Origin of the sequence: Nocardiopsis terrae, from assembly GCF_014651695.1 — a bacterium.
GTDB classification, from domain to species: domain Bacteria; phylum Actinomycetota; class Actinomycetes; order Streptosporangiales; family Streptosporangiaceae; genus Nocardiopsis; species Nocardiopsis terrae.
Genome location: NZ_BMXJ01000010.1, coordinates 53794 through 72122 on the forward strand (window position 1 = coordinate 53794; position 18329 = coordinate 72122).

Below are 18329 nucleotides of genomic sequence, written 5' to 3' on the forward strand. Positions count from 1 at the left end.
CTGGGACCCATGGAAGCCTTTCTCAGCAATATCGACAGGGTCGTCGACGGTTTCTCATGGACCGTCCGGCTCACCCTGTTCAGCGCCCTCTTCTCCTTCATCCTCGGCATCCTGCTCACCGCGATGCGGGTCTCACCCGTACCGCTGCTGCGCGGACTGTCCACCACCTACGTCGAAGGCGTCCGGAACACGCCGCTGACCCTGGTGCTGCTGTTCTGCGGTCTGGGCCTCAACAGCGCCCTGGGGCTGAGCCTGGCCGACAGTGTGGCCCTCGACGTGTTCTGGTGGGGGGTGATCGGCCTGTCCGCCTACACCGCCTGCTTCGTGTCCGAATCGCTGCGCTCGGGTATCAACACCATCCCCCTCGGCCAGGTCGAGGCGGCCCGGTCCCTGGGCCTGACCTTCACCCAGAACCTGCGGCTGATCGTCATCCCGCAGGCCCTTCGCACCGTCGTGGGCCCGCTGGGCAGCGTGCTCATCGCGCTCACCAAGAACACCACCGTCGCCTCCGTCGCGGGGCTGGGCGTCCAGGAAGCCTCCCGGGAGATGAAGCTCATGTTCGACCAGGGCGTCGCACCGGTCCTGCCGACCTTCGTCGGGTTCGCGATCGGGTTCCTGATCCTGACCCTGCCGATGGGTTACTTCTTCGGCTGGCTGTCCAAGCGCGTGGCGGTGGTCCGATGAGCGCGCAGACCGTCCTCTTCGACGTACCCGGCCCCAGGGCCCGGGTGCGCAACACCCTCTACACGGTCCTCACCGTCTTCCTCGCGCTGATCGGTACGGCCGTCCTGTACCTGGGGTTCAACCGGACCCTGAGCGAGCGGGAATCACCGCTGTTCTCCGCGCAGACCTGGGCGGTCAACCCGCAGGGCCAGTGGGCGGCCGACAAGTGGGAACCGTTCCTGCGGCCCGACACCTGGACCGGATACGTCATCCCCGGTCTGCAGAACACGCTGACCGCGGCGCTGACGGCTTCGGTACTGGCGGTCGTGTTCGGACTGGTCTTCGGTGTCGGCCGTCTGTCCGAGCACTGGTGGATCCGCGTCCCCTCCGGTGCCATCGTTGAGTTCTTCCGCGGCATCCCGCTGCTGATGCTGATCTTCTTCACCATGGCACTGCCCATCGTCGCCTGGCAGCTCTTCGACATCCCGACCGGCACCTTCCAGGTGAGCGCGCTCGTCGCGGTCGTGACCGGCCTGACCCTGTACAACGGGTCCGTGCTGGCCGAGGTGTTCCGCGCCGGGATCAACGCCGTACCGCCCGGACAGGGCGAAGCCGCCCAGTCCATCGGCATGACACGGACCCAGACGCTGTGGACGATCCTGATCCCGCAGGCCGTCACCTCGATGATGCCCGCGATCGTGGCCCAGCTGGTGGTCCTGCTCAAGGACTCCGCGCTGGGTTACATCATCGCCTTCCCGGAGCTGCTGCGCAGTTTCACGCTGATCGCCACCCGGGAGAGCAACGTGATTCCGGCGGCGATCATCTGCGCCCTCATCTACATCGTCATCAACGTCTCGCTGAGCAGGGTCGCGATCTGGTTGGAGCGCCGCAACTCCGGGCGCGGCAGGTCCTCCGCCAGGCCCGCCGCCGCGAACGGTGCGCCCGCCCCGGTCCGGGAGGGCGCCGGGGGCCTGCCCACACCCAGCGGCACCGCCGCCGAACCCGGTGTCGGCGACACGGCCACCGAGTCCCGGACCGAGGAGGAGCCCGGGGACGGCGACGACCCCGGCCCCGGTAAGGGGCCCGGCGGCTCCGGCACCTGACCGGGCCCCGCCCGGACACCCGACGACGGCCCCGTGGACGCACCCCGAGTGCGCTCCGCGGGGCCGTCGTTCTGGCTGGCCGCCGTCGCCCCGCCCGCCGTCACACTCCTGCGCACGCACCGGCCCGTACGTCCACAGGTGAGCAGGACAGGACTGCACACGGGGGCTCGGGAGCACTAAGGTCGACATGTCATCTGATCACACCCACGACCCATCCTGAGCGGGACATGTCTGAACTGTCGAGCCCCCACGGCTCCTGGCCATCGCCCATCAGCGCCGGCGACGTCGCCCGAGGAGTACGCCGGATGGCGTACCCGTCCGTTCTGGGTGAGGAGGTCTGGTGGGAGGAGTACCGACCGGCCGAAGGGGGCCGGACCACGCTCGTGCGGCGGGACGCGGACGGAACCGTGCACGACCTGCTCCCCGCCCCGTGGAGCGTGGGCACCAGGGTGCACGAGTACGGCGGCCGTTCCCACCTCCCGGTCCCCCGCAGGGATGACAAGGCCATCCCCCGGGTGGGGGTGGTCTTCGCCAACTCCACCGACCAACGCCTGTACCTGCTCGAACGCGGCGCCGGGGAGCCGGTTCCGCTGACTCCGGAGCCCGCTTCGGCGGGGGCGCTGCGCTACGCCGACCCGGCACCGGGCCCCGACGGCAAACAGCTGTTGTGCGTGCGTGAACAGCACGCCGACGGCACCGTCCGCCGCTCGATCGTGTCGGTCCCCCTCTCCGGTCGGGGAGCCGAGGACCCGGAGGCGGTCCAGGAGCTGGTCTCGGGCGCCCACTTCTACGCCGCACCGGCCCTCTCCCCCGACGGGACCCGCCTGGCGTACGTGCGGTGGAACCACCCGCGGATGCCCTGGGACGGCACCGAACTGCGGGTCGGCGAACTGACCGCGACCGGACTGACCGGGGAGTACACACTCAAGGGCGGGGTCGACGAGTCCGTGCTCTCCCCTGTCTGGGCGGACGGGGACACCCTGTACGTGGCCTCGGACTGGCCCGGTTTCTGGAACCTCTACCAGGTCGGGCTGAGGGGCCCGGCGATCGCCCTGTACCCGGCCGAGGAGGAGTTCCACAGTCCACCGTGGCGGCTGGGCGATCGCTGCTTCCGCGTGCTGGACTCGGGCAGGATCGTGGCACTGCACGGTGACACCGGGTTGCGGCCGAGCGTGTACGACCCCGACACCCTGGACCTGGAACCGGTCTCCACGGAACTGACCTCCTGGTCCCACCTCGACTCCGACGGAACCAGCGTGGTGGCGATCGCCGCCTCGGCCGGCACCGCCGGATGCGTGGTGCGGCTGGACCCGCTGCGCCGCACCGTCGAGGTGCTCCGGCGGTCCGTGGAGGAGCCGCCGGACCCCGCCTACCTGCCCGCGCCCCGGGCGGTGACGCTCCCGGGCCGCTACGGGGCGACGGTGCACGCCAACGTGTACCCGCCCACCAACCCCGACGTCTCCTCTGCCGGTCCCGCACCGTATGTGGTGTGGGCGCACGGCGGGCCGGTGAGCCACTCCCCGCGCGAACTGGACCTGGTCAAGGCCTACTTCACCAGCCGCGGTATCGGCGTGGTGGACGTCGACTACGGCGGCTCCACGGGGTACGGCCGCTCCTACCGCAAGCGCCTGCACAAGGAGTGGGGCGCGGTGGACGTGGAGGACTGCACGGCCGCGGCCCGGGCCCTGGTGGAACAGGGGCTGGCCGACCCCGAACGGCTGGCCGTCCGCGGCCCGAGCGCGGGCGGCCTCACCGCGCTGCTGGCGCTCACCGGAGACACCTTCGCCTGCGGAGTGTCGTACTTCGGGGTGGCCGACATGCTGGGCCTGGTCGATACCACCCACGACTTCGAGTCACGGTTCCTGGACACCCTGGTGGGCTCGCTGCCGGGCTTCGTGGAGACCTACCGGGAGCGGTCCCCGATCAACCGGACCGGCGAGATCGACGTGCCGGTGCTGCTGCTGCAGGGTTCGGACGACAAGGTGGTCACCCCGGACCAGGCCTTCCGGATGGCGACCGCGCTCGGTGAGCGGGGTGTGCCGTACGCGCTGCTGGAGTTCGAGGGCGAGGCGCACGGGTTCCGCGGCGAGGAGGCACGGGTGCGTTCCCTGGAGGCCGAACTGGCCTTCTACGCCGGGGTGTTCGGTTTCGAGCCCGACGTGGCGCCGCTGGAACTCACCACCGCACCGCCCGAGCCCCGTCCCATCGCGGAGGAGGACGACCTCCCCGTGGCCGAGCAACTGCCCGAGGTCACCCCGGAGGCCGGTGTGACCGCGGGTACCGGCGAACCGGTGCTCCGCAAACCCGCCGAGCAGGAGTGAGCGCTACCTCCCCGAAGGCCGGAGTGCCCGCCGCTGCCGTGCGAGCTGCGGGGCCTGCTGTCCCGGACTGCCCCGCGGGCGGGTTCCGCCGTTCTCCGCGTCCGCGGCGGAGGTGCGGGTGCCAGCGAAGAGGAGACCGGCGACCCGCCACGGCTCAGAGTTCGGGGTCGGGCAGGTCGGCTTCGAGGCCTTCCTGTTCGAGTTCCTCGCGGACGATCCGGTAGGAGAGCCCGCCGGGGTAGCCCTTGCGGCCGAGCACGCCCAGGGCGCGGCGGATCCGGACCTCCTTGTCCTTGTTCCGGCTGCCCCGCAGGCTCTTGCGGGCCAGGGCCCGGGCGGCGTCCTGCTCGTCCTCGTCACTGACCCCGGCGACCGCCTCGCGGACGGTCTCCTCCTCGATCCCGCGGGTGCGCAGCTCCTGCGTCAGGGCACGGCGGGACAGGTGGCGGCTGTACTGCCGGGAGCTGACCCAGCCCCGCGCGAAGGCGGCGTCGTCGATCAGCCCGACCTCGTCGAGGCCGTTGAGGACCGCGTCCACCACCTCGTCCGGGTACTCCCTGCGGTGCAGGGAGCGTTCCAGCTGGGCACGGGTGCGCGGAGAGTGGGTGAGCATCCGCAGCACCAGGTTCCTGGCCTTGTTCTCCAGCTTCTCCCCGCTGGGCGGGGCTTCCTCTCCGGGCGGGACCTGCCCGCCCGGAGGGGTTTCCTCGTCGGCGCTCACCGGAGCGGCCTCGGCCTCTCCGGTGCGGTCAGGAGACCGGCGCCGCTCACGCATCCGGGTCGGCGGCCTTGGTGGTCCTGGCGGTGGCCCGCTTGGCGGGGGCCTTGGCCTCCTCGGCCTTGGCGCCCTTGGCCGGGTCGGCCCCGGTCTCGTCCTTGGCGCTGCCGGAGGCGCTGTCGTCACCCGATCCGGGGATGCCCAGCTTCTCCTTGATCTTCTTCTCGATCTCCTGGGACACGTCGACGTTCTCGCGCAGGAAGTTGCGCGCGTTCTCCTTGCCCTGGCCGAGCTGGGTGCCGTCGTAGGTGTACCAGGCACCGGACTTGCGCACGATGGCGTGTTCGACGCCCAGGTCGATGAGGCTGCCCTCGCGGGAGACGCCGACGCCGTACAAGATGTCGAACTCGGCCTGCTTGAAGGGCGGCGCGACCTTGTTCTTGACGACCTTGACGCGGGTGCGGTTGCCGACCGCGTCGGTGCCGTCCTTGAGCGTCTCGATGCGGCGCACGTCCAGCCGGACCGAGGCGTAGAACTTCAGCGCCTTGCCGCCGGTGGTGGTCTCGGGAGACCCGAACATGACGCCGACTTTTTCACGAAGCTGGTTGATGAAGATCGCGGTGGTGCCGGTGGTGTGCAGGGCACCGGCGATCTTGCGCAGCGCCTGCGACATGAGCCGGGCCTGGAGGCCGACGTGGCTGTCGCCCATCTCGCCCTCGATCTCGGCGCGGGGCACCAGGGCCGCCACGGAGTCGATCACGATGATGGAGACGGCGCCCGAGCGGATGAGCATGTCGACGATCTCCAGCGCCTGCTCACCGGTGTCCGGCTGGGACAGGAGGAGGTTGTCGGTGTCGACGCCGATCTTCTTGGCGTACTCGGGGTCGAGCGCGTGCTCGGCGTCCACGAACGCGGCGATGCCGCCCATCTTCTGGGCGCTGGCCACCGCGTGCAGGGCGACGGTCGTCTTGCCGGAGGACTCCGGGCCGTACACCTCGACGACCCGGCCCTTGGGCAGGCCGCCGATACCCAGGGCGACGTCCAGGGCGATGGCGCCGGTGGGGATCGCCTCGATCGGCGGGCGGTCGTCGTCGCCGAGGCGCATGACGGAGCCCTTGCCGAACTGCCGCTCGATCTGCGCGAGCGCTGTTTCGAGAGCCTTGTCTCGGTCTCCTGATGCCACGGGATTCCCCTGTTGGGTTGATGCCTTTTTCTTCATGGTGCGCACGACGCTACGCGGTCGGTACGACAATCGCGACGCTCGACGTTCGCCTGCTCAAACCCCAGACTACCCGAACTCATGTTCGAAATCCGGTACGGGCCCCCGGCCGTGTCGGTTTTTCCGTGCCGACGGCCCCGCGGAGGTCAGCGGGCGGAGGCCGGCAGGTCGAACGCGTCACACACCGCCCGCCACACCTCCTTGGGCCCGATGCCGTCGGCGAGCGCCTGGTTGACCGTCCGGGAGCCGAGCCCCTCGATGACGTGGTCCTTGGCGAGGCTGGCCGTGTAGACCTCGCCGAACTGGGCGTGCATGTTGTTCCAGAAAGCAGTGAGTCTCATCGGCCCCAGTATGGGCGACCGGGCCGACCTCCGCGGACTTGTCCACAGGACGGATTCCCCTGGACCGGAACCGCCCTCCCCGCGCCCGTCCCGCCCCGGGTGTCCTGCCCCGATCTGTCGGGCCCCTTGGGCAGACTGGCCCGATGAACGGTGTGACCGACCCCCTCGAACCCTTCGGAGCGGCGACCCGGGCCTGGTTCGACCGGGCTTTCCCCGCGGGCCCCACCACGGCCCAGGCCGAGGCCTGGCAGGCGGTCTCGGCCGGCCTCGACACCCTCGTCGTCGCCCCGACCGGGTCCGGCAAGACCCTGTCGGCCTTCCTCTGGTCCCTGGACCGGCTCACCCGCGCCCCCGTCCCCGAGGACCGTTCGAAGCGCTGCCGCGTCCTGTACGTGTCACCGCTCAAGGCCCTGGCCGTGGACGTGGAGCGCAACCTCCGCCAGCCGCTGGCGGGGATCGCGGACGCCGCCCGGGCCCAAGGTGAGGACCTGAGCCCCGTCACCGTGGGCGTGCGCACCGGCGACACCCCGGCCCGGGAGCGGCGCAGGACGGCCACGCACCCGCCGGACGTCCTCATCACCACACCCGAATCGCTCTTCCTGGTCCTGACCTCCAAGGCCAGGGAGGGCCTGTCGGGGGTGGAGACCGTCATCGTCGACGAGGTGCACGCCCTGGCCGGGACCAAACGCGGCGCGCACCTGGCCCTGAGCCTGGAACGCCTGGACGACCTGCTGGGGCGCCCGGCCCAGCGGATCGGCCTGTCCGCGACCGTGCGCCCCAGGCGGACCGTCGCCGAGTACCTGGGCGGCGCGCGCGGCGGTGCCGCGGTCGTCGCGCCGCCGGACGCCCCGCGCATGGAGCTGCGGGTCCAGGCCCCGGTCCCGGACCTGGAGGAGCCGGGCGGTCCGCCCGCCACCGCCGCGGGGGTCCCGCCGGACCCCCGCGCGGGCAACACCATGGGCCGGGGTTCGGTGTGGCCGCACGTGGAGCGCCGGGTTCTGGACCTGGTCGAGGGGCACCGCTCCACCATCGTGTTCACCAACGGCCGCCGCACCGCGGAGAAGCTGTGCGCCCGCCTCAACGACCTGCACGCCGAGCGCGCCGGCGGTGTCCTGCCCGCCGAGGAGAGGGCCGCCCAGGTCATTGGCCAGTCCGAGCAGAGCCGCGGGGCGGCCGCGGTGGTGGCCCGCGCACACCACGGGTCGATGTCCAAGGCCGAGCGGGCGCTCATCGAGGAGGACCTGAAGGCGGGGCGGCTGCGGTGCGTGGTGGCCACCTCCAGCCTGGAGCTGGGTGTGGACATGGGTGCGGTGGACCTGGTGGTGCAGGTGGCCGCACCCCCGTCGGTGGCCAGCGGCCTGCAGCGGGTCGGGCGGGCCGGGCACCGGGTGGGCGAGGTCTCGCGCGGGGTCTTCCTGCCGCAGTACCGGGGCGACCTGCTGGCGACCGCGGTGGTGACCGAGCGTATGCGCGCGGGCGGGATCGAGCGGTTGGAGATGCCGCGCAACCCTCTGGACGTGCTGTCCCAGCAGGTCGTGGCGATGGTGGCGATGGACGACTGGCGGGTGCCGGAGCTGGCTGCGCTGGTGCGGCGGGCGGCGCCGTTCGCGGACCTGGCCGACCCGGTGCTGGAGTCGGTGCTGGACATGCTGTCGGGGCGCTACCCCTCGGACGAGTTCGCCGAGCTGCGTCCGCGACTGGTGTGGGACCGGGAGGGGGACGTGCTGCGGGCCCGGCCGGGTGCCCAGCGGCTGGCGGTGATCAGTGGGGGCACCATTCCGGACCGGGGGCTGTACGGGGTGCACCTGGCCTCGGACCGGGGCGGCAGGGCCCCCACCCGGGTCGGTGAGCTGGATGAGGAGATGGTGTACGAGTCCCGGGTGGGCGACGTGTTCGTGCTGGGTTCGTCCTCGTGGCGGATCGAGGCGATCACCGCCGACCGGGTGATGGTCTCCCCCGCGCCGGGGCGGCCCGGGCGGATGCCGTTCTGGAAGGCGGACGCGCTCGGCCGGCCCGCCGAGCTGGGCCGGGCCGTGGGCGCGATGACCCGGGAGCTGGCCGCCCGCGACCGGGAGGGGGCCCGGGAGGTGGCCGCCGCGGCGGGGTTGGACGAGTGGGCGGCCGACAACCTGGTGGAGTACGTGGCCGAGCAGCGGGAGGCGACCGGGAGTGTGCCGGACGACCGCACGGTGGTGATCGAGCGGTTCCGTGACCAGGTGGGTGACTGGCGGGCGGTGGTGCACTCGCCGCTGGGCGCCCGGGTGCACGCGCCCTGGGCGCTGGCCGTCGCGGGGCGGATGCGCGAGCGGTTCGGGGTGGACGCGCAGGTGGTGCACGGTGATGACGGGCTCGTGCTGCGCCTCCCGGATCTGGGTGAGGGCGGGTTCGGCGGGGCGGGCGAGCTGACCGGTCTGGTGTCGCTGGACCCGGAGACGGTGGAGGAGCTGGTCACCGACGAGCTCACCGGTTCGGCGCTGTTCGCGTCCCGGTTCCGGGAGTGCGCGGCGCGGGCGCTGCTGCTGCCCCGTCAGCGGCCGGACCGGCGGATGCCGTTGTGGCAGCAGCGGTTGCGGTCCCAGCACCTGTTGTCGGTGGCGGGCCGGTACGGGTCGTTCCCGATCGTGTTGGAGACGGTGCGCGAGTGCCTGCGCGACGTGTTCGACGTGCCCGCGCTGGCGGGGGTGCTCACCGACGTGCGGGCGCGGCGGATCCGGGTGGTGGAGGTCGAGACCCGGCAGGCGTCGCCGTTCGCCCGGTCGCTGTTGATGGAGTACACGGCGGCGTTCCTGTACGAGGGCGACGCCCCGGCCGCCGAGCTGCGGGCGCAGGCGCTGACCCTGGACCCGTCGCTGCTGGCCGACCTGTTGGGCGGCGCGGACCTGCGGGATCTCCTCGATCCCGGGGTGGTGGAGCGCACCGGCGCCCTGTTGCAGCGTCTGGACGCCCCGGTCCGGGACCTGGAGGGCACCGCGGACCTGCTGCGGGAGGTGGGGCCGCTGTCCGAGGGGGAGGCGGCCGAACGGGGGGTCGGGTCGGCGTGGCTGGCGGAGCTGGAGGAGGCGGGGCGCGCGGTGCGGATGCGGGTCGCCGGTGCCGAGCGGTGGTGTGCGGTGGAGGACGCGGCGCGGTTGCGGGACGCCCTGGGCGCCGAGCCGCCGCCCGGGGTGCCGGAGGTGTTCCTGGAGCCGGTGGACTCCCCCGTGCTCGACCTGGTGTCCCGGTACGCGCGTACGCACGGGCCGTTCACCTCGGCGGAGGCGGCTGGGCGCCTGGGGCTGTCCCCGGAGTCGGTGGAGGGCTCACTGCGGGAGCTGTCCCGGTCGGGCAGGGTGGCGCGGGGCGGTTTCCGCCCCGGCGGCTCGGGCACCGAGTGGTGCGACGAGGGCGTGCTGCGCCGGTTGCGGCGGGGGTCGGTCGCCCGGCTGCGGCGGGAGGTGGAGCCGGTCGAACCCCGTGCGCTGGCCCGGTTCGCGCCGTTGTGGCAGCGGGCTGTCCCCGGTGCGCGGCTGAGCGGCCCGGACGCGGTCTTCGGGGCCGTGGACTCGCTGCGGGGCGCCCCCTTGGTGGCTTCCTCCCTGGAGTCCCTGGTGCTGCCGGCCCGGGTCGAGGGGTACGCCCCGGCGTCCCTGGACGCGCTCACCCAGGCCGGTGAGGTCGTGTGGGCCGGGACCGGGGGGCTGTCGGGCGGGGACGGCTGGTTGGTGCTGGTTCCGGTGGAGGAGGCGCACCTGTTGCTGCCCGTCCCCCTCGTCCCCGAGGAGGGCACGCTCGCGAGCGCCGCTCTGGGGGTGCTGCGGGAGGGGGGTGCTCTGTTCTTCCGGGACGTCGCCGACCGGGTCGCCCGTGTCCTGGGCGGTGCGGTGGTCTCCGACGCCGACCTGGTGGCGGCTGTGTGGGAGTTGGTGTGGGCGGGGTGTGTCACCAACGACACCCTGGCCCCGCTGCGCGCGGTGCTGGGCGCGGGGAGCGTTCCGCGGCGGGCCCCCTCCCGGGTGCGGCGGCGGCCGGTTCTGCCCACCCGCTCGGGTCCGCCCACGGCGGCGGGCCGCTGGTCCGTGCTTCCCGGGCCCGATCCGGATCCCACCCGCCGTGTGCTGGCCCGGGTGGAGGCCGGGCTCGAACGCGGCGGGATCCTGCTCAGGGGTCAGCAGGGGCGGGGGATGTCCCAGGAGGAGTACCGGGTGCTGCGGTCGATGGAGGAGGTCGGGCAGGTCCGGCGGGGCTACTTCGTGGAGGGGCTCGGCGGGGCGCAGTTCGCGTTGCCCGGGGCGGTGGACCGGCTCCGGTCCCTGACCGGTGAGGGGGCCGAGGGCTCGTGGGCCCCGGTGGTGTTGGCCGCGACGGACCCCGCGAACCCCTTCGGTGCGGCGCTGGCCTGGCCCGCGGGGGTAGAAGGGGCGGGTGCGGCGCACCGTCCGGGCCGGGTGGCGGGTGCACTGGTGGTGGTCGACGGCGGTCGGCTCACGCTGTACCTGGGCCGGGGCGGTCGGTCGGTGCTGACCTTCGGGTCGTCCCCGGAGCTGCTGGAGCGGGCCGCCCGCGCGGTGGCGGGGCTGGTCCTGGGCGGGGCGGTGGGTTCGCTGACCGTGGAGCGCGCCGACGGCGCGGAGGTCTTCGGCACCCCGGTGGACGCCGCCCTGGTCGCCGCCGGTTTCCATGTGACACCGCGGGGGTTGCGGCTGCGCCGCTGACCCCCGGCGGCCCCGGCGGGCCCGGCGGGCCCGCCGGGGGTCGGAAAACCCCTGGCCGGTCCGGTGCGGCCGCAGCATGATGGGGCCCGGAACAGGACGTGCGCGGCAGGAGGGAGTGGCGGTGCCGAGGATCCGCCGAATGAGAGCGGAGGACGTGGACGGGGTGGTGGAGGTGTCCCTGGCCGCGGACGCGCTCTTCGCCGAGGCGGGGGTGGAGCTGCCGCCGGACGATCCCCGGGAGATGCTCGACCAGGTGGAGCGGGTGCTGGTGGCGGTGGACGGCACGGAGGTGGTCGGCCTGGCCGCGACGGTCACGCTTGACGGGGCCGTCCATCTGGAGCAGCTCGCCGTGCACCCCCGGTACGGGCGGCGCGGGATCGGCGGGGCGCTGCTGGAGGCGGTCTGCGTCGGGGCGGCGGGGGTCGGGCGTACCCGGGTGAGCCTGACCACCTTCCGTGACCTGCCCTGGAACGCTCCCTGGTACGGGCGCAGGGGTTTCACGGTGCTCCCCCGGCCGGGGTGGGGGCCGGAGCTGGCCCGGCAGTGGGAGGACGAGGAACGGGCCGGGATCCTGGTCCGCCCCCGGGTCGTGATGGTCCGGGACCTGGTGCCCTCCCCCTGACCTTTCACCGGCCGGGCCGCCCCGGTTCGGAAGGTTTGGGAGAATGGGCGCATGGTCCCCACTGATCCCGCGGAACCCCCAGAGCCCGCGGAGAACCCCTCCCCTTCCTCCCCGTGGAGGTGCGTCGGCCGCTACGAGCTCATGGGCGAGCTGGGCAGTGGTGCGATGGGCACGGTGTGGCGTGCCCGCGACACCCGGTTGGACCGGGAGGTGGCGGTCAAGGAGGTCCATCTGCCGCACGACATGCCGCCCCGCGAACGCGAGCGGGCCCGGACGAGGATGGTGCGCGAGGCGCAGGCGGCGGCCCGTGTCTCCCACCCCTCGGTGGTAACCGTGCACGACGTGCTGGAGGCGGACGGGGTCCCGTTCATCGTCATGGAGTTGTTGGAGGGTGAGTCGCTGCGCGAGCGGCTGAAGCGTTCGGGGCCGTTGGCGGAGGCCGAGGTGGAACGGATCGCCCGGCCGTTGCTGGGCGCGTTGTGGGCGGCCCACCGGGCCGGGGTGATCCACCGGGACGTCAAGCCCGCCAACATCGTGCTGGCCGAGGGCGGCGCCCGCCCGGTGCTGACCGACTTCGGGATCGCCAATCTCCCCGACCACGAGGGGACGGCCCTGACCGGCACCGGGGCCGTTCTCGGTACCGCCGCCTACGCCGCCCCCGAGCGCCTGGAGAACGACGGGACCAGCGCGGTCTCGGACCTGTGGAGCCTGGGAACCACCCTGTTCGAGGCCCTGGCCGGGGTGTCCCCCTTCAGGAGGGAGACCCTCACCGCGACCCTCACCGCGGTCCTCACCCAGCCTGTTCCGCCGCCGCCCGCCCGGGGTCGGCTGGCCGCCGTGGTCGGCGGGCTCCTGGAGCGGGACCCCCGGCGGCGCCTGCTCCCGGAGCAGGCGCTGTCCCTGCTGGACGCCCCCGGTCCGAACCGTCCGGTCACGGAGGCGGGCCATGCGTTCTCGGGCCCGCGCTCCTCGGTCCCCGCCGGGCCGACCGCCGCGGCGGCCCCGGTACCCGGTTCCCGGACCGGGCGCTCACGTGCCCCGCTGTGGGTCGCCGGTGCCGCCGCGCTCCTGGCCGTCCTGGTGCTGGGCGCCCTGGCCCTGCGGACCCTGGTCCCCTGGTCCGGTGGGCCTGTCGGACCCACCGGGGCCGGGGGAGCCGGGGCGGCCGCCGGCGGCGCGGCGGCTTCGGAGGCGCCGGAGCCGGACCCGAGCCCCGAGCCGTCCGGGCCCGACCTCCCCGAGACGGTCACCGACGACGCGCCCGAGGGGTTCGTGCGGCTCGACGACGGCGTGGTCGGCCTCATCCTGCCCGAGGACTGGGAGGTCCGGGACGGGGACGTTCAGAGCGGGGGCGGGTCGGCCACCCGGCTGTCCTCGTACGAGCTGGGTACCGGGGTGGAGACCGGCACGGCGACGGTCGTCGCCACCCGGTACGACATCCTGCTCCACGACGCCGAGAGCGCGATGCTGCGGATGGAGGAGCTGCTCCGGGAGGACGAGGACTTCAGCGACGTCCGACAGCAGCGACTGGACACCGAGCGGATGGAGGGCGGGCTCCAGAGCGCCGTCTACGAGGTGCTGTTCCACCACGAGGAGCGCGAGTTCCAGGAGCGGTGGATGTTCTCCCGGGAGATCACCGACGGGGACCGGGGCATCTCCTACCGGCTGAGCTTCAACTTCCCCGCCGAGCTGCGGGAGGAGTACCAGGACGACTTCCGGAGCATGCTCGACTCCTTCGGCCCCGCCGCCGGCGGGAGCTGAGCCGGTGTCCGGTGCCGCCCCGGGCCCCGGCACTGGTCCGCGCCCCGGCGGGTGAGGGTGCCGGGGCGCGGAGTCCGGTGTAGGGGGTGCGGTTCAGACCGTGGAGGAGAAGACGTCGTCGCGGGCGTGTTCCAGGGCGTGCAGGAGCGCGCCCCGCACGAGTGAGTTGCCCTCGACCGCGCCCAGGGCCACCTCGGTGGTGTTCGGGGCGATGCGGGCGGTGGCGGCCTGGACCCGTTCGGCGAGCCTGGGGCCGCCCGCCTCGGCCACGTCGCCGCCCAACACGACCAGCCCGGGGTCGATGATCACGCTGACCGCGGCCACGCCCCGGGCGAGCCGGTCGGCGAAGGCGTCGAGGAAGGCGTCGCTCTCGGGGCTGTCGGAGGCGGAGGCGGAGGCCACGACCTCGGTGACGTCGGTGCCGGTGATGCCGTGCTCCTGGGCGAGTCTGACCACCTGACCGGCCTTGACCAGGGCCTGGAAGCCGTGCGGCAGTTCCTGGTCCCCGTGTTCCTTGTGGGCCTCGTAGCCGCCGGACAGGCCGACGTCGACCGGCAGGGGCGCACCGGGTACCGGCAGGTAGCCGATCTCGCCCGCGCCGCCGGAGCGGCCGCGGTGGATCCGGCCGCCGATCATCGTGGACATACCGACGCCGCCGGCCGCGCTGAGCCAGATGAGTACGAACTCGTCGACGCCCGCGGCGGCGCCCTCGGCGTGCTCGGCCAGTGCGGCGAGGTTCACGTCGTTCTCGATGATGACCGAGCGTTCGAGGTCGGCGCGCAGGGCTTCCAGGACGCCCTCGTGCCAGGACATGAGGTCGAAGGAGAAGCGGATGTCACCGGTGCGGGGGTCGACGACGCCGGGGGTGCCGATGACGCAGGCCCGGACCTTGTCCAGGGGGACGCCTGCGGTGTCGACCAGGCGCATGACGGCGGTGTGCACGAGGGCGACGGGGTCGTCGGAGGCGCTGGGGTCGACCGTGACGTCGCTGATGACCTGGCCGGTGATGTCGGCGATGGTCGCGGTGACCCGGGTGGCGCTGACGTCCAGGGCCGCGACGTAGGCGCTCTCGGGAACGACCGCGTAGAGGGCCGCGTTGGGTCCGCGCCCGCCCGCCCTGCTGCCGACCACCCGGACGAGGTCGCGCTCCTCCAGCCGTGCGAGGAGCTGGGACGCCGTCACCTTGGACAGGCCCGTCCTCGTGCCGAGCTGGGTCCGGGTCAGCGGCCCCCCGGACAGTAGGAGTTCCAGTGCCGCGCGATCGTTGAGCTGGCGCAGCAGCCGGGGAGTCCCCGGACGTTGAGACATAACCGTGACACCTCACCCTGTTTTTATTAGGAAAGTTTCCTGTTAATTTAGCTCACAACCTCACAGGAGGTCACGTCCCGGCAGGTCCGCCTTGTTATCGGACCACCGGTACCCGCGCCGGCGGGGCGGCCAACCGTGCTGTCCCAGCACGAACCACTCGACAACACGCCCCCCCACAAAAGATGTCGAGGCGCCCGGATCCGTTCATGATCCCAGGTCGTTTCGAGCACAGGCGCCGCGCCCCAGCGCGTCGTGCGAAGGGAGATAGATTCACATGAGGTTCCCAAAGATCGCGATGGCCTCGGCCGTGGTGATGCTTGCGGCCGCCTGCGGCGGCGGCTCCGACGACGGCAGCAGCAACGGATCGGGCGAAGCGCCCGAGACCCTGACAGTCTGGCGCATGGGTGACGCCAGCGAAGACCAGAACGCCTTCATGGACTCGGTGTCCGAGCAGTACCAGGAGCTCTACCCGGACACCGAGGTCGACGTCCAGTGGATCCCGTGGGGCGAGTTCAGCCAGCGCTTCCAGACCGCCCTGGTCTCCGGCGGCCCCGACGTGGTCGAGATCGGCAACGACCAGGTGGCCACCTGGGCCGAGTCCGAGGCCCTATACGACGTCTCCGAGTACGCCGAGGAGTGGGAGGCGTCCGAGGACCTCCTCGAGGGCGCGTACGCCAACGGCACCTTCGGCGACGCCCAGTACAGCATCCCCTGGTACAGCGGCGTCCGTGCGCTCTGGTACAACACCGACTGGCTCCGCGAGCTCGGGTACGAGCCCCCGGAAACCTGGGACGAGCTGGTCGAGGTCTCCGAGGCCATCGAGGACGAGTACGACGTCCCCGGTTTCGCCGCCCCGACGGACTTCATAAACGGCATCGCCAGCTTCGTCTGGGCCAACGGCGGCGAGTTCGCCACCCAGGAGGGCGACGAGTGGGTCGGCCAGCTCGACTCCGAGGAGACCACCGAGGCCCTGGAGTTCTACGCCGGCCTGACCGTCGACGGCATCTCCCCGAGCGCCTGCGTCGGCCTCAACGAGGTCGACTGCGCCCACGCCGACTTCGCCAACCGCGAGATCGGCATGTTCATCGACGGCCCCTGGGCCAAGGACCAGATCGCGGACCTCAACGACGAGCACGCCGAGCACTGGGCCACGGCGCCCATCCCGGGCGTGGACGGCATGGCGCCCGCTTTCGGCGGCGGTGCCGACCTCGCCGTGTGGGGCACCTCCGAGCACCCCGAGGCCGCCTTCGACTACATAACCACGTTGAACAGCAAGGAGAACGCTCTCCCGTACAACGAGGTGTCGTCGATGTTCCCGACCTACGGCGACGTGCTCGAGAGCGAGGCCTTCCAGGACGACCCGGTCCTGGCCGGCGCGGCCGAACAGGCCACCGGCGACCTGCGCCTGTTCCCGGACACCGCCAACTGGGGCCACGTCCAGTGGGAGCTGACGACCATCCAGACCGCGGTACAGCGCATGGCCGAGGGAGAGTCCGCCGACGACGTCCTCCCGGAGCTGAACCAGGAGCTCACCGAAGCCCTCAACCGCGACGAAGAGTAACCACCTCCGCGTGTGAGCCACGCACGCGCCCGGGGCGGCCGCCCGCCACCCCCGGTCCCCTCCCGGCCTCCCCAGGGCCGCGGGGACCGGGGACGGCGGCCGCCCCCGCCCAACCCGCCAGGACGGCTGATGACACAAACGCTGGAACGCCACACCCCGACCGAGGCCGACAGGCCCAGAAAGGCCCACCGGGGCCTTTCGCCCCGGGCTCGCCGCGCGTTCGCTCCCTACTTCCTGATCCTGCCCGCGCTGGTCGTCCTGGCCGTGGTCCTGCTGTGGCCCATCGGCCAGATGCTGTGGATCTCACTCCACGACTACGGCCTCCGCCAACTCCAGGGCCAGGAGGCGGAGTGGAACAACTTCGGGCACTACCTGCACGTCCTCACCGACGAGCGCTTCTGGTCGATCTTCCGCAACACCATCCTGGTCTGCATGGCCATGGTGGCCCTGACGATGACCCTGGGGACCCTCGTCGGGCTGCTGATGAACAGACTGCCCAAGTGGGCGTCGACCACGCTCGGCATCGGGCTGATGCTCGCCTGGGCCACCCCGGTGATCAGCGCCGCCATTGTCTACCGGTGGCTGTTCGACACCAGGTACGGCTTCGTCAACACCGTCCTGGACAGCCTCCCCGACTGGCTCGTCGGCTCCGGGTGGCAGGAGTTCAACTGGTTCGCCTCACCCGAAACGCTGTTCCCGATCCTCGTCGTCACCGTGGTGTGGCAGTCGTTCCCGTTCGTCGCGATCAGCGTCCTGGCGGGGCTCAAGAGCATCCCGGGAGAGCTCTACGAGGCCGCCCGCATCGACGGGGCCAGCGGTTGGAAGAGCTTCTGGCACGTCACCGTGCCGATGCTCCGGCCGCTCTTCGCGCTGCTGCTGATCCTCCAGATCATCTGGGACTTCCGGATCTTCACGCAGCTGTTCATCCTCGCGGGCGGTGTCACCAACCGTGAGGTGGCCCTGATCCCCACCTACATCTACCAACTGGGCTTCGCCTCGACCCCGCCGAACTACGGCATGGGTTCCGCGATCGCCGTGATCATGACCGTCCTGGTCCTCGTTATCAGCGCCTACTACCTGCGCACGATGATCCGCCAGGAGGAGGCCTGATGAACAACGTGTACCGCCTGCGCAAGGCACTCGGAAGGACCGGAGCCTACGCGGCCGCCCTGGCGGTCTTCCTCTTCGCGATCTTCCCGGTCTACTGGGTCCTGGCCACCGCGCTGCGACCCACCGGCGAGATCTTCACCCGTGAACCCACGCTGTTCCCGCGGGAGATCACCTTCGAGCACTTCGAACGGGTCACCTCCGGGGTGCTCATCCCTGGGACGTCCTTCTGGTCGTTCCTCACCAACAGCCTCATCGTGACGGTGGGCTCGGTCGTCTTCGCGGCGCTGCTGTCCCTGCTCGCCGCGATTGCCGTGGCGCGCTTCCGGTTCAAGCTGCGCTCGGTGTTCATCATCCTGCTGCTGGTCATCCAGATGGTCCCGGTGGAGGCGCTGATCATCTCGCTCTTCATCAACTTCTTCCACCTGGGCAACACCCTGGACGTGGAGCTGGTGAACAACCTGAGCGGTGTGTTCATCGTCTACGTGGCGGTCGCGCTGCCGATCACGATCCTGATGGTCCGCAACTTCGTGAACGCGGTGCCCAAGCAGCTGGAGGAGGCCGCGGCCATCGACGGCGCCAGCGGTTGGACGATCTTCTGGCGGATCATGATGCCGCTGGTCGCCCCCGGGCTGGCCGCCGCGAGCATCTTCGCCTTCATCACCGCCTGGAACGAGTTCCTGGTCGCCTTCACCTTCCTGCAGAACAACACGGACGCCTACACGCTGCCGATCTCCCTGCAGTACTACTTCGGCGCCGTGTCCATCGAGTGGGGCTCGATCATGGCCGCCTCCACCCTGCTGACCATCCCCGTGATGATCTTCTTCCTCTTCGTCCAACGCCGCATGGTCTCCGGCCTGACCATGGGCGCGGTCAAGGGCTGAGCCGCCCGGACACCGCCTCGGGGCGGGGCC

Annotated in this window: 13 protein-coding genes; 9 read left to right on the forward strand and 4 right to left on the reverse strand. The window is 72.0% G+C overall.

Annotated elements, in window-relative coordinates; translation table 11 throughout:
• The first annotated feature begins 9 nt into the window (after nucleotides 1-9).
• From IE195_RS24560 to IE195_RS24570, 3 genes are all read left to right on the forward strand, one after another.
• Nucleotides 10-684, forward strand: a complete 675-nt coding sequence (locus IE195_RS24560; RefSeq protein WP_191275805.1) for an amino acid ABC transporter permease — start codon at nucleotides 10-12, stop codon at nucleotides 682-684.
• Entirely contained in the window at nucleotides 681-1766 is a 1086-nt protein-coding gene (locus IE195_RS24565) for an amino acid ABC transporter permease (RefSeq protein ID WP_191275808.1), read from the forward strand. Before IE195_RS24560 ends, IE195_RS24565 begins: the two co-directional genes overlap by 4 nt.
• A 227-nt stretch (nucleotides 1767-1993) precedes the next feature.
• Entirely contained in the window at nucleotides 1994-4087 is a 2094-nt protein-coding gene (locus IE195_RS24570; RefSeq protein WP_191275810.1) for a S9 family peptidase, read from the forward strand.
• Between the two features lie 154 nt (nucleotides 4088-4241).
• Here IE195_RS24570 and IE195_RS24575 read toward each other — a convergent pair whose 3' ends face one another.
• The 3 genes from IE195_RS24575 to IE195_RS24585 all read right to left on the reverse strand — a co-directional run bounded on the left by IE195_RS24575 (nucleotide 4242) and on the right by IE195_RS24585 (nucleotide 6365).
• Nucleotides 4242-4862: a regulatory protein RecX gene (locus IE195_RS24575; RefSeq protein WP_191275812.1), complete on the reverse strand. Its 621-nt coding sequence runs from the start codon at nucleotides 4860-4862 to the stop codon at nucleotides 4242-4244.
• Nucleotides 4855-5988 (reverse strand): recombinase RecA, encoded by a 1134-nt coding sequence (gene recA, locus IE195_RS24580; RefSeq protein WP_191275814.1) that lies wholly within the window; start codon nucleotides 5986-5988, stop codon nucleotides 4855-4857. The genes IE195_RS24575 and recA overlap by 8 nt, the downstream gene beginning before the upstream one ends.
• 182 nt (nucleotides 5989-6170) lie before the next feature.
• Nucleotides 6171-6365, reverse strand: coding sequence for a DUF3046 domain-containing protein (locus IE195_RS24585; protein ID WP_191275816.1), 195 nt, complete (start codon nucleotides 6363-6365; stop codon nucleotides 6171-6173).
• Between the two features lie 143 nt (nucleotides 6366-6508).
• Here IE195_RS24585 and IE195_RS24590 point away from each other — a divergent pair, with 143 nt between their 5' ends.
• The 3 genes from IE195_RS24590 (at nucleotide 6509) to IE195_RS24600 (ending at nucleotide 13439) form a co-directional block, all read left to right on the forward strand.
• On the forward strand, nucleotides 6509-11056 hold the full coding sequence (locus tag IE195_RS24590; protein ID WP_191275818.1) for a DEAD/DEAH box helicase: 4548 nt from the start codon (nucleotides 6509-6511) through the stop codon (nucleotides 11054-11056).
• A gap of 139 nt (nucleotides 11057-11195) precedes the next feature.
• Nucleotides 11196-11678: a GNAT family N-acetyltransferase gene (locus IE195_RS24595; RefSeq protein ID WP_191275820.1), complete on the forward strand. Its 483-nt coding sequence runs from the start codon at nucleotides 11196-11198 to the stop codon at nucleotides 11676-11678.
• A gap of 51 nt (nucleotides 11679-11729) precedes the next feature.
• Nucleotides 11730-13439 carry a serine/threonine-protein kinase gene (locus IE195_RS24600; protein ID WP_191275822.1) on the forward strand — a complete coding sequence of 570 codons (1710 nt, stop codon included), beginning with the start codon at nucleotides 11730-11732 and terminating at the stop codon, nucleotides 13437-13439.
• Between the two features lie 93 nt (nucleotides 13440-13532).
• Here IE195_RS24600 and IE195_RS24605 read toward each other — a convergent pair whose 3' ends face one another.
• Nucleotides 13533-14747 carry an ROK family transcriptional regulator gene (locus IE195_RS24605; RefSeq protein ID WP_191275824.1) on the reverse strand — a complete coding sequence of 405 codons (1215 nt, stop codon included), beginning with the start codon at nucleotides 14745-14747 and terminating at the stop codon, nucleotides 13533-13535.
• A 274-nt stretch (nucleotides 14748-15021) separates the two neighbouring features.
• On the opposite strand from IE195_RS24605, the gene IE195_RS24610 reads away from it, so the two are divergent.
• The 3 genes from IE195_RS24610 (at nucleotide 15022) to IE195_RS24620 (ending at nucleotide 18299) form a co-directional block, all read left to right on the forward strand.
• Nucleotides 15022-16308, forward strand: coding sequence for an extracellular solute-binding protein (locus IE195_RS24610; protein ID WP_191275835.1), 1287 nt, complete (start codon nucleotides 15022-15024; stop codon nucleotides 16306-16308).
• Between the two features lie 129 nt (nucleotides 16309-16437).
• Complete coding sequence (locus IE195_RS24615; RefSeq protein ID WP_191275837.1) at nucleotides 16438-17418, forward strand: carbohydrate ABC transporter permease; 981 nt, start codon at nucleotides 16438-16440, stop codon at nucleotides 17416-17418.
• Nucleotides 17418-18299 carry a carbohydrate ABC transporter permease gene (locus tag IE195_RS24620; protein WP_191275839.1) on the forward strand — a complete coding sequence of 294 codons (882 nt, stop codon included), beginning with the start codon at nucleotides 17418-17420 and terminating at the stop codon, nucleotides 18297-18299. Before IE195_RS24615 ends, IE195_RS24620 begins: the two co-directional genes overlap by 1 nt.
• The last annotated feature ends 30 nt before the right edge of the window (nucleotides 18300-18329 follow it).